Raw genomic sequence first — 12,136 nt, 5'->3', positions numbered from 1 at the left:
TTTCTTATGCATGAATCCTTAAAACTTAGTGAGTTTTTAGAGCTTATAAAAAGTACTATAGAAATGAGTTTTAGTTACGAAGGTTTTTGGGTTGTTGCAGAGCTTTCAGAATGGAGAAAATCAGGTCAGCATTATTATGGCGAGTTGATAGAGCATGATGGTGTTAGTAAATATCCGGTAGCTAAGATTAGATGCAATTGTTGGGCGAATAAAGCTAACTATATTCTAAGAAAATTTAATTCCTCAACTAATGAACAGCTAAAATCAGATATGAAAGTTTTACTAAAAGTATCTGTTAATTATCATATTAGTTTTGGACTTAGTTTAAATATAATAGATATTGATCCAGCTTTTACATTAGGCGATAGGCAAGCGCGTAAATTAGAAATTTTACAAGATCTAACTAAAAAAGGCATCTTAGAAAAAAATAAAAATCTTAGTTTACCTAAAGAATTTACAAGTATTGCTGTAATTACAAGTCTAACAGCAGCTGGTAAAGGTGATTTTTTTGAAGAAGCAGATAAATTAGAATCTTTAGGGTTATGTGATTTTGATATCTTTGAAGCAAAAATGCAAGGTAAAGACTGTGCAATAAGTGTCTCAAATGCTTTTAGTAAAATTATGCAAAAAGCTAGTAAATATGATGCAATTGTACTTATTCGTGGCGGAGGTTCTCAAGCTGACTTAGATTGGTTTAATAATATCTTGCCAGCTGAAAGCATCTGTAATAGTGTATTGCCTGTAATGGTTGGGATAGGCCATGAGCGTGATAGTACTGTTTTGGATGATATATGTACAAAGCGTTTTGATACTCCTTCAAAAGTGATAAATTTTATAGCAAATACTATAGTTGAGAATGCTAAAACAGCTAAATATGACTATGATTCAATAATTAAAATAGTTAGAAGCTTAGCTAAACAAAATCAAAATCAATTAGAAAGAGTATACTGTGACTTTAAAGCTAAGCTAGATCACTATCTATACCAAACTAGCCAAAGTTTAGAATATAATTATAAAAGTGTTTTATCAGTATCAAGAGGGCTTGTTAAACTATATAGTCAAACCGTTGAATCTCAATATAATAACATAGGTCACAACACTCAAAACTTAGTAAAATACTACATTCACTCTGTAGATGAATATTATAAACAGTCAATTAATATCTCAAGAGGTATTACAAAGTATTATAATCAAACAAGTGAGTATTTATATAAGCAGATTCTCTCAGTATCTATTGAGCCGACATTAAAAAGAGGGTTTAGCGTGACACTATCTCAGGATGGTAAATATATAACTAATTATAAACAAGCCCAAAAATATTCAACACTAGATATCGTTTATTCAGATGGGAAAATTCAAGTAGAGGTAAAAAATAATGGCAACACAAAGTAAAAAATTTGCAAAAAACTATGAGATTTTAGAACAAATAAATGAAAAGCTTCAAGATAACCAGGATAATCCAGCTTTATTAGATGAGTTAGCTCCTATGTTAGAGCAAGCATCTAAAAGTTATAAATTATGTAAAGAAAGAATAGATGCTGCACAAAAGTTTATAGATGAGTTTGATAGTAATAATGATTGACTAGCCAACACTAAAGTTCTCTAACATTTGCTCAGCAGGATTTGCCTGACTTGGATTGAAGCTGGTAGTGTATACATTGCCATTTCTAGTATTCGTATAAGTTACATTATATGTTGGATTAAAAAATCCTGTAGTTTGAAATTCAATTTGTAAGTTACCAGCTCTAGCATCCTCATCACCTAGTAAGGTTCCCATACCTGCGGCGAAATAAGCACCAAAATTATCTATACATTTGTTTGTATCGCCAGCATTACAATCATCAGCAGCACCTAAAGCGCCACCGCCACCTCCAAGTCCTAATCCATATAGCTCACCATCTGACCCAGTTCCTTGCTCAAGAATTTCTTCAATGGAATAAGTTTGTTGGATTTCTTCAACTTGTTCAGCAGGTGTTAAAGGAGTAGGTTCGGGTTCCGGATCAGGCTGAGAGCCTCCTCCTTCTTGCTGACTATCTTGATTAGAGCTATTTTCAGAAGCTAGTATTTGCTCTTGAACATCATAAGGAAAGTATTTTATAGGGATATTGCCTCTATCTACTTGAAGATCCATTGAGTAGGAGTAAGAAGCAAATAATAAAATACTTAGTGGTATTATATTTTTTTTAATCATATTTTTAAAATCTCCAATCTCTATATACTTAAAATATATTTATAAAAAGATCCACTTTCAAGCACATTAGATGCTAAATAGACCTCTATATCAGCAGCCGTTTCAGATTCTCTAACGAGACAAATTCTAGATACATATTCAGAGTCTAAGTTATCACATCTCCATGTACTATCATCTGCTGGTGGAAATGAAGTATGTGTACTTGTATAGATTCTTAACTCTTTTACATATGGATCTGCCTCATATCGAGTATTGGAAATTTTTGTTTTTACTACATGAGTTGAATACATTGGAACAGCTATCGCAGCAATAATTGCAATAATCGCAATAACCACTAGTAATTCAACTATAGTTAATCCTCCATTTTTTGATGTTATTCTCATTTTGTATAGTTTGATAAAAATTAGTACTAATATAATACCATAAAATCAGAAAACCATTCCAGGCATTTGCCAGATGCCTGCCATTCTAAGAGTATCTTTTATAATAATAGCTCTTTCATCTTCTGATATCGGCATCATAATGTTATAACCTCTTGATCCAGAGACAGCATTATGAAAATCAAAGTTAGAGTTAGTATTTAAATTTTCTTGCTCAAATATTGCATTAGTTCTTCTAATATCAGAAGCTGATGTGACTAGGATAATATTCTTAATCTTAGGTTTTAGACTTTCTAGTATTTGAAAGCTATCTATAGCGCCCCACACTGTACTACTTGATTGATCTTCTTGGATTATGCTATTACTTGGTACACCATTTTTAACAAGCCACTCTTTCATTCTATAGGATTCTGTTACACCTAATTTAGGTCTACCACCAGCAACTATAATTTTAGCATTAGGAAATCTTTGGTGAACTTCTAATCCTTTTTGTAATCTTTTTATAAGAATATCATTCATAGAGCTATCAGGATTGAGATTATAGCCATTAATAATAATAACTGTTGGCGAGTTATTCTCTATTTGGATTTGGTTTGCATTGGTATTAATCTGTAGATAGAAGCTGTTTTTTATTATTTTAAATGTTTTGATAAAGTTATCTGTTTTTGACCATTTTAGTTTTTGCAAACTTTGTAGTGATAAGTTATAGTTTTTTAATTTTAACAAATCTAAATATGCTATTGCATATATATGTACTACAGGTTCATTAGGGAAATCTTGTGAAAGTTGTATTATAGTTTCATCTGCTTTTTTATAATCATGCAAATCTAACTCTAGGGAAAATAAAGATAATCTTATTTGAAGTGATTCTGTAGAGTTTTTTGAAGTATCCTTAAGAGCCTCATTTAGATAAGTTATAGCACTATATAAGTTCTGCTTATTCGCAGCACTATTGCTATCATCACCAGTTTTTGCAACATATTGAATATCTGCTATAGCTTTTTGTTTTAACTCAATTTGCTTTGAGCTAGTTGTTGAAGCTATTAGCTTACTACTATCACTATTATAAAAAGGGATATTCGACTTTATATAAGATATTATACTATTTTCATCAGCAAAAACTGAACTTGCTGCAATAAAGAATAATATGTTAGCTGTTAGTATATTTCTAATTAGTTTTGCCATATTTTGTAAAAAATTTATGCAATAAAACAAATTATCTTTAGTTTCTTTGCAAATTAACACTGTATTTAATAATATATCATAAACTTAGCTAAAACTTATTGGAAATGAAAAAAGAAATATCTATAAAAAATATATTATTTGCAGGGCTTGCAACAAGTGTTGAATACTTCGACTTTGCATTATTTGCTTATGTAACCATATATATATCAGCGACTTTTTTTCCTGATAATAATGCAACAGTTGCAACAATTAAAACATTTGGGATGTTTGCAGCAGGATATCTAATGAGGCCTATTGGTGGTATTTTCTTTGGAAACCTTGGTGATAAGATCGGACGTAAGAAGATACTTATTATAACTGTGACATTGATGGCAATTTCATCTGCTATGATCGCATTTACACCAAGTTATAGTAGTATCGGTATCACATCTGTAGTTTTAATAATCTTGGCTCGTATGATACAAGGTTTTTCAATAGGTGGAGAGTACAATGGTGTACTAGCGATACTAAGTGAGCAAGCTCCGGATAATAAAAGAGGCTTGATTACTGCATTTGGAACATTCTTTTCTGGTTTTGGTGTCTTTTTTGGTACTGTTATAGTATTTGTATTTTCTGAGATATTATCAAAGCAGCAAATGCATGCTTATGGCTGGAGATTATGCTTTGTCATAGGAATGATTTTGGCAATTATTGTATTAGTGATGCAGTTTTTACAAAGTGAATCACCTGAGTATATCAAAGCTAAGGAAGATGGGGCGTTAGATGATACTCCAGTTGTTTCAGCAATCAAAGAATATCCATATCAGATATTGATAGTATTTGCATTAGCTGGCTATTTAGGGATTGTATATTATATGGTTGCAGCATTTATTCCATCTATCTTAGAAGGAACTTTACATTACTCTACAAAGACAGCAATGTTTGTAACAATGATCGCATCTATATGCTATTTCGCAACTGCGCCATTCTGGGGAGCAGTTTCAGATAAGGTAGGACGTAAAAGAGTATTATTAGTCTCTTGTATTGGTATTGGAGTATTGGTTTATCCAAGCTTATTTGTCATAAATAGTATGGGCTCGGCATTATTATCATGTATTGTGATGTCTATTTTGATGTTACTTATATCAGCGGCCACAGCGACATTTGTAGTGACTATTAATGAGTTATTCCCAACTCATCTTAGATTTAGTGGTGTAGGTACTGGTTATAATATTAGTAATGCTTTACTAGGAGGTACAGTACCGTTAGTTTCAAGTATATTGATAGTTTATTTTGGTCAAATGGCTCCAGGTATTTACGCGGTTATAGCTTCAATTATAATCGTTATAATTATAGCTAAAATGCCTGAAACTAATGGTATCAAGTTAGAAGAATAAAATATTAAGATTATATAATAAGCTAACTTTATTTTTCTTTTAAATCGTTTTGTTACACTTAATGGTTTTGAGCATAGGATCTACATACTGTAGTTCTTAAAATTAGATTTTGAGAGTAGTTGAGTGTAACCATTAACTAAACTCCAGAATGCCAGATTTTTTCTGATTTGTTATAAATCTACTTTTTAAATTATTTTTTAAATATCTAACATTTGGTTTGTAATAGTTGTTATTCTGTACTACTATATTAATACACTAGCACAAAATGTTTAGCTAAAAAATAAATGTCTGAAATAAAAAATAATGAGGATAATCTCCAAGATCTATATAAGGTTTTTACGAATTTTGAGTCTGTAGATGAAGCAAAGCTTTTCTTAGAAGATTTATGCACACCAGTAGATTTAATGGCAATGGCCGCTCGTTGGAGAGTAGTTAAAGAATTAAAAAAAGATAAATCATATCGCCAGATCCATGCTGAAACAGGAGTTAGCCTTACAACTATTAGTAGAGTTGCAAGATGCCTTACTTATGGAACAAATGGTTACAACACTATCTATAACAAAATAAAAAATGAGAGTTAAGATGAGAAAAAGATTAAGAGTTGCTATACAAAAGAAAGGCAGACTATATGATAATTCAATGGAATTATTTAATAAAATAGGTGTCAAAGTCGAGTTCTCAAGTAAAAGTAATTTGTTATGTCATTCAATAAATGCTCCGATTGATTTTCTTTTTGTAAGAGATGATGATATTCCAACTTTAGTAAATGGTAATGTTTGTGATTTTGGCATAGTAGGTGAGAATGTTTTAGAAGAGTATTTACTAAGCATAAAAGATACTAATAAAAAGAATGATATTATCAAAACGAAAAAACTAGGATTTGGTAAATGTAGGCTATCTATAGCTGTACCAAATAATGCTAGTGAAAACTTAAATGATCTTAAAAATACCCGAATAGCAACTTCATATCCTTATTTAGTACAAGAGTTTTCAGATAAGAATGATTTAGGTCTTGATCCATTATCTATTTCTGGGTCAGTTGAGATCGCACCGAATTTACAAATGGCAAGCTCAATATGTGACTTGGTTTCTACTGGTAGAACATTAGAAGAGAATAATCTTAAAGAGATTCATACTATCATGAAAAGCCAAGCTATTTTAATTCGTTCAAATGAAAGTTTTGGTGAAGAATTAGAAGAGTATTATGAGTTGCTACTTAGACGAATTGAAGGTGTAAAGCATGCTCAGGAACGTAAATATATTATGTTTCATATAGATAAAAATGCTGTTGATACAATTACACATATTTTACCAGGACATGAGGGCCAAACTATTATGCCTCTATATGGTGATACTAAAGTTGCGGTACATTTAGTTACCAAAGAAGGAGTATTTTGGGGGACTTTAGAAAAGTTAAAAGAAGCTGGTGCTAGCTCTATATTAGTTTTACCAATTGAGAAAATGTTGGAGTAAGTAACTACAATGATTGAAATATATAATTGGCAAGAGCTTAGTGTAGCTAAGCAATTAGAGCTTTTATCTCGCCCAGTTTCTGCTAATAAAGCTAACTTAATCTCAGGCGTTAGAGATATTTTAAATGAAGTTCAGCAAAATGGTGATAAAGCACTTTTTGAGTTTACTTCTAAGTTTGACGGTGTTGGTTTAGATAATATTGAAGTCTCAACAGATGAGATTAAAAATGCTTATTCATTAGTTTCACAAGATGATATTAATTTGATTAAAAGCTCTATAGCTCGTATATCTAATTATCATGAAGTAATGAAACCAAAAACAACTGTTTGTGATACTAATGATGGTGTGGTTTGTAAAAAAGTTTATAAACCTATCGAAAAGGTTGGTTTATATGTCCCTAGTGGTTCAGCTCCTTTAGTTTCTACGCTAATAATGTTAGCAGCTCCAGCACAAATTGCAGGTTGTAAAGAGGTTTATGTAACTACTCCTTGTGATAAGAATGGTAATGTTCATCCATTAATTTTAATAGCGGCTGACATTTGTAATGTTTCAAAGATTTATAAGTTAGGTGGAGCTCAGGCGATAGCTGCTCTAGCTTATGGTACAGAGACAGTAGCTAAAGTTAATAAAATCTATGGCCCAGGAAATTCTTGGGTTACAGAGGCAAAACAGCAAGTATCTAATGATAGCCAAGGAGCTGCGATAGATTTGCCAGCGGGACCTTCAGAGGTTTTGGTAGTTGCTGATGAGAGCGCAAATCCTAGATTTGTTGCTGCAGATTTACTAGCTCAAGCTGAGCATGGTACAGACTCACAAGCATTACTAATCACAACTAGTCAAATTTTAGCTGATAAGGTTAGAGATGAAGTTTCCAAGCAGACTAGTACAGCCCAAAGAAGAGCTATAATTGAAAAATCTTTAGAAAATAGTGCAATTATCATTGTAGATACACTTCATCAAGCAATCAATATAGGCAATGAATATGCTTCGGAGCACCTTATTTTAAATATTGAAAATGCAGATGAGTATATTGATAGTATTGAAAATGCTGGAGCTGTATTTGTAGGTCCTTGGGCAGCAGAGGCATTAGGGGACTATATTACTGGATCAAATCATGTGTTACCTACTTATGGTTATGCCAAAGCTTATAGTGGTTTAGCAACTATAGATTTTATGAAAGCAATAAGCATTCAAAATGTCTCAAAACAAGGGATGAAAAATATAGGTAAAATGGCTATGAGATTAGCTAATATAGAGGGTCTCAGAGCTCATGAAAACGCAATAGCTATTCGTTTGGAGAGTTTATAAAGTATGCAAGAGCTAGAAAAATTAATTCGTAAAGATTTACAAAAGTTTAGTGCTTATTCATCAGCTAGATCTCTAAAAGTTCAAGGGAGCATATGGCTTAATGCAAATGAATCTCCTTATAATGATGATAATCTATTTAATCGTTATCCCTCACAGCAACCTCAACAATTGGTACAGTGCTTAGCGGATATCTACAAGGTAAAAACTAACAATTTGTTAGTTACTCGTGGCAGTGATGAAGGAATTGATCTGTTATTTAGACTATATTGCGAGTATCAAAAAGATAGTGTCTTTGCAGTAGAACCAACATTTGGAATGTATAAAATCGCAGCACAATTACAAGGTGTAGAGTATAATACAATAAAGCTTGAACAAGAGAATGATTTTAAACTTGATATTGCTAAGCTTTTAGAAAATATTCCTAGTAATTGTAAGTTACTTTTCTTATGTACTCCGAATAATCCAACAGGTAAATCATTACCACTAGCTGAGATTGAAAAGGTATTAGCAAGCTTGGCAGGTAAATGTATAGTTGTTGTAGATGAAGCATATATAGAATTTAGTAGTGAACAGTCAGCGACTACTCTTATCGATAAATATCAAAACCTAGTTATACTAAGAACTCTATCAAAATCTTTTGGTATGGCAGGGCTTAGACTAGGAACTGTAATTGCTAATGCTAATATGATTGAATGGTTAAGAAAAATATTAGCACCATATCCAATTCCAAAAACTACTGAAACTACGATATTAAATTTACTTGTTGATAAGAGCTTAGCTAAGCTAGATGCTCAAGTTGAAGAGATAAAACAACAGAGACAGCTAGTATTTGAAAAGCTAGAACAGTTAGCGATAGTAAATAAAGTATATTCATCAGACGCGAACTTTTTACTAGTTAGTTTTAAAAAGCATGTTTTTGATGATTTAATTGCAAATAATATAGTTGTGCGTTCTATGGCGCATTTTTTTAATGATGAAAAGATGCTAAGAATAAGTATTGGAACATCGGTTGAAAATAAAAAACTAATTGAAGTATTACAAAAATTAAGTAGTGATTATGAAGCAAAATAAATATTTATTTATTGATAGAGATGGTACGTTAATAGTTGAGCCGCCTATAGATAAACAAGTTGATAGTATCGAGAAATTAGAGTTTTTTGAAGGTGTTTTTGAAGCGCTTAAAAAGTTACAAAAAGCAGGCTTTAAACTTGTAATGGTATCAAATCAAGATGGCTTAGGCACTGAGTCTTTTCCACAGGAGGATTTTGATGCACCACATGGCTTGATGATGAAGATATTTAAATCACAAAGTATTGAATTTGAAGATGTTTTAATTTGTCCACATTTTGCTCATGAAAACTGTAATTGTCGTAAACCTAAAGTTGGTTTGTTGATGGATTATTTAGTCGAGCAAAAGATCTCTCTAAAAGATAGCTATGTAATTGGTGATAGAGAAACTGATGTACAGTTAGCTCATAATATAAAAGTTAGTCCTATTCAATTTGGTGCTGGAAATTATCAATCTTGGGATGATATTACTACAGCAATATTAAATAAACCTAGAGTAGCTGAAATCAAGCGTGTAACTAATGAGACGGATATTATTGTAAAAGTTAATCTAGATGTTCCCGGAACTCGAGAAATCGATACAGGTCTTGGCTTCTTTGATCATATGCTTGATCAGATTGTAAAACATGCTGGGATAAGTGCAACAATTAAGGCAAAAGGTGATCTTCATATTGATGATCATCATTGTGTTGAAGATGTAGCTATTACTTTTTCACAAGCAATTGCTCAAGCTCTAGGTGATAAATACGGTATTAATCGTTATGGATTTTTGCTACCTATGGATGAAGCTTTAGTTGATATTGCTCTAGATTTAAGCGGTAGAAATTATTGCTCATTTGAGGCAAATTTTGATCGAGAGATGGTTGGGGATTTATCAGTAGAATTAGTAAAGCATTTCTTTGTATCTTTTGCTGAAGGTCTAAAGGCAACTCTACATATCAAAGTAACAGGTGAGAATACTCATCATATGATAGAAGCGTGTTTTAAAGGCTTAGGAAAAGTGCTTAAACAAGCGATTGCTAAAAATGGTATAGATGAGATTCCTAGTTCAAAGGGAGTATTATGATAGCGATAATAGATTGTTGTGGGAGTAATTTTGCTTCGATAAAATATGCCTTTGAGAAATTAGGGCAACAAATAGTCCTAACACATGATGCTGAAGTAATCAAAAAATCAGCTTGCGTAATTTTACCTGGTGTGGGACATGCTAAATCAGCTATGGATAGTTTAAGAAAAAATAATTTAGATAAGCTTATTCCAAAGCTAACACAACCAGTATTAGGAATCTGCTTAGGAATGCAAATTATGTATAGTTTTTCTGAAGAGGGAAGTACAGCTTGTTTGGGTATTTTTCCTGAAAAAGTAAAAGCTTTTAAGAAAACTCAAGGCTTTAGTATTCCACACATGGGTTGGAATAGTTTACAAAATGTAAATAAAGATCATTTTTTGTTTAAAGATATTGCAGGAGATGATTATGTATATTTTGTGCATAGTTTTTATGCTGAGCTTAATCAATTTAGTATAACTACTAATGACTATATAAATGATTTCACTGCGATGGTAAATAAAGATAATTTTTATGGCATTCAATTTCATCCTGAGAAATCTGGTAGGGTTGGCATGAAGATTTTAGAGAATTTTATACAAGGAGTTTTATAAATGAATATATTTCCAGCGATAGATCTTATAAATGGCAAATGTGTTCGTTTAGAAAAAGGTGATTTTAATAAAACTACTACTTATGAGCTTGAACCAAAAGATGTTGCAAAGGCATATCAACAAGCTGGTGCAGAGTTTATCCATGTTGTAGATTTAGACGGTGCTAAAAAAGGCCAAACTTGTCAGTTTGAAACTATCCAGCAGATTAGAGAAAATTGTGATATGGCTCTACAAGTTGGTGGTGGTGTCAAAGATTTTGAAACTATTGAAAAGCTTCTGGAAATCGGAGTTGATAGAGTAGTTGTCGGTAGTTTAGCTGTCAAAGATATAGCATTAACAAAGAAGTTTTTTGAGAAATATGGTGCTGAGAAGATAGTTTTAGCTTTAGATGTATTTATCAAAGATGGTATTCCTTATATAGCAACGCATGGCTGGCAAGAGTCTAGTACAACAACTTTAGATGAAATACTACAGACTTATCTTGGTGATGGCCTTGAGTATGTTTTATGTACGGATATCTATCGAGATGGTATGTTACAAGGTCCAAATTTTGAGCTATATAGAATCTATTCATCTATATATCCAGATATTCAGTTTATGGCTTCTGGTGGGGTTGGAGCTTTAGAGGATTTACAAGTATTAAAAGAACAAAATACTTATGGTGTCATCATTGGTAAAGCATTATATGAAAATAAATTTACACTGCAAGAGGCTTTAGAATGTTAACAAAAAGAATAATTCCATGTCTTGATGTCAAAGATGGCGTAGTTGTCAAAGGTGTAAAATTTAGAAATCATAGAATAATTGGCGATATTATTGAGCTAGCACAGAAATACTCAGATGCAGGTGCTGATGAGCTGGTATTTTATGATATTGGCGCTAGTCCAGATAATAAGCTGCTTTCTATCAAGTGGATACAAGAAATAGCTAAAAAGATAAATATCCCATTTTGTGTAGCTGGTGGAATTAAATCCGTAGAGAATGCTCGAGCTATACTAAATGAAGGGGCTGATAAAATATCTGTCAACTCTGCAGCACTAGCAAGACCTGATTTGATAGATGAGCTAGTCTATGAGTTTGGTACTCAATGTGTAGTAGTTGGTGTAGATAGTAAATTTATCGATGGTGAATTTAAAGTTTGCCAATATACGGGTAGTGCTGATAAGACTGTACAGACATTATTAGATCCAGTTAGCTGGGCAAAAGAAGTAGAGTCTCGTGGTGCTGGTGAGATAGTTCTTAATTGTATGAATCATGATGGTGTTAAAGGTGGTTATGATCTAGAACATCTTAGAGAAGTTCAATCAAATGTCTCAATACCTGTTATTGCCTCTGGTGGAGCTGGTCAGATTCAGCATTTTATCGATGTATTTAAGTATACAGATATAGATGGTGCTTTGGCAGCAAGTGTATTTCACGATGACATTATTGCGATACCTGAGTTAAAACAAGAACTTTTTAAAAACAATATACCTACAAGAATAGTAAAATAGGAT

14 protein-coding genes are annotated in these 12,136 nt (G+C 32.2%); 11 read left to right on the top strand and 3 right to left on the bottom strand.

Going from position 1 to position 12,136, the window contains the following annotated elements; genetic code table 11:
• The first annotated feature begins 6 nt into the window (after positions 1 to 6).
• Together xseA and xseB are read left to right on the top strand one after the other, a co-directional pair.
• On the top strand, positions 7 to 1,392 hold the full coding sequence (gene xseA, locus FIP56_RS06800) for an exodeoxyribonuclease VII large subunit (RefSeq protein WP_192578189.1): 1,386 nt from the start codon (positions 7 to 9) through the stop codon (positions 1,390 to 1,392).
• Entirely contained in the window at positions 1,376 to 1,582 is a 207-nt protein-coding gene (gene xseB / locus FIP56_RS06795; protein ID WP_192578188.1) for an exodeoxyribonuclease VII small subunit, read from the top strand. The genes xseA and xseB overlap by 17 nt, the downstream gene beginning before the upstream one ends.
• On the opposite strand, the gene FIP56_RS06790 is transcribed toward xseB, so the two are convergent.
• Genes FIP56_RS06790 through FIP56_RS06780 form a run of 3 tightly spaced genes read right to left on the bottom strand, consistent with a single transcriptional unit; the run spans position 1,583 to position 3,756 of the window.
• A complete protein-coding gene (locus FIP56_RS06790) occupies positions 1,583 to 2,191 on the bottom strand; it encodes a hypothetical protein (RefSeq protein WP_192578187.1) in 609 nt (202 codons plus the stop codon).
• Between the two features lie 20 nt (positions 2,192 to 2,211).
• Entirely contained in the window at positions 2,212 to 2,574 is a 363-nt protein-coding gene (locus tag FIP56_RS06785) for a prepilin-type N-terminal cleavage/methylation domain-containing protein (RefSeq protein WP_192578186.1), read from the bottom strand.
• A 45-nt stretch (positions 2,575 to 2,619) separates the two neighbouring features.
• A complete protein-coding gene (locus FIP56_RS06780; RefSeq protein ID WP_192578185.1) occupies positions 2,620 to 3,756 on the bottom strand; it encodes a YdcF family protein in 1,137 nt (378 codons plus the stop codon).
• Between the two features lie 104 nt (positions 3,757 to 3,860).
• On the opposite strand from FIP56_RS06780, the gene FIP56_RS06775 reads away from it, so the two are divergent.
• From FIP56_RS06775 to hisF, 9 genes are all read left to right on the top strand, one after another.
• The gene (locus FIP56_RS06775; protein WP_192578184.1) at positions 3,861 to 5,132 is read left to right on the top strand and encodes an MFS transporter; all 1,272 of its coding nucleotides are present in this window, start codon (positions 3,861 to 3,863) and stop codon (positions 5,130 to 5,132) included.
• Between the two features lie 284 nt (positions 5,133 to 5,416).
• Entirely contained in the window at positions 5,417 to 5,713 is a 297-nt protein-coding gene (locus tag FIP56_RS06770) for a YerC/YecD family TrpR-related protein (protein WP_192578183.1), read from the top strand.
• Between the two features lies 1 nt (position 5,714).
• Positions 5,715 to 6,605, top strand: coding sequence for an ATP phosphoribosyltransferase (hisG, locus tag FIP56_RS06765; protein WP_192578182.1), 891 nt, complete (start codon positions 5,715 to 5,717; stop codon positions 6,603 to 6,605).
• 9 nt (positions 6,606 to 6,614) lie between these two features.
• Positions 6,615 to 7,913, top strand: a complete 1,299-nt coding sequence (gene hisD / locus FIP56_RS06760; protein WP_192578181.1) for a histidinol dehydrogenase — start codon at positions 6,615 to 6,617, stop codon at positions 7,911 to 7,913.
• 3 nt (positions 7,914 to 7,916) lie between these two features.
• Positions 7,917 to 8,984: a histidinol-phosphate transaminase gene (gene hisC / locus FIP56_RS06755; RefSeq protein ID WP_192578180.1), complete on the top strand. Its 1,068-nt coding sequence runs from the start codon at positions 7,917 to 7,919 to the stop codon at positions 8,982 to 8,984.
• Positions 8,971 to 10,047 carry a bifunctional histidinol-phosphatase/imidazoleglycerol-phosphate dehydratase HisB gene (gene hisB / locus FIP56_RS06750; protein WP_192578179.1) on the top strand — a complete coding sequence of 359 codons (1,077 nt, stop codon included), beginning with the start codon at positions 8,971 to 8,973 and terminating at the stop codon, positions 10,045 to 10,047. Before hisC ends, hisB begins: the two co-directional genes overlap by 14 nt.
• Complete coding sequence (gene hisH / locus FIP56_RS06745) at positions 10,044 to 10,640, top strand: imidazole glycerol phosphate synthase subunit HisH (RefSeq protein ID WP_192578178.1); 597 nt, start codon at positions 10,044 to 10,046, stop codon at positions 10,638 to 10,640. Before hisB ends, hisH begins: the two co-directional genes overlap by 4 nt.
• Positions 10,641 to 11,366 carry a 1-(5-phosphoribosyl)-5-[(5-phosphoribosylamino)methylideneamino]imidazole-4-carboxamide isomerase gene (gene hisA / locus FIP56_RS06740; protein WP_192578177.1) on the top strand — a complete coding sequence of 242 codons (726 nt, stop codon included), beginning with the start codon at positions 10,641 to 10,643 and terminating at the stop codon, positions 11,364 to 11,366.
• Positions 11,360 to 12,133: an imidazole glycerol phosphate synthase subunit HisF gene (gene hisF / locus FIP56_RS06735; RefSeq protein ID WP_192578176.1), complete on the top strand. Its 774-nt coding sequence runs from the start codon at positions 11,360 to 11,362 to the stop codon at positions 12,131 to 12,133. Before hisA ends, hisF begins: the two co-directional genes overlap by 7 nt.
• Positions 12,134 to 12,136: the final 3 nt, after the last annotated feature.

The organism is Francisella sp. LA112445, from assembly GCF_012224145.1.
In the GTDB taxonomy this organism is placed as follows: Bacteria; Pseudomonadota; Gammaproteobacteria; order Francisellales; family Francisellaceae; genus Francisella.
This window is presented reverse-complemented; position numbering and strand designations above follow the sequence as displayed.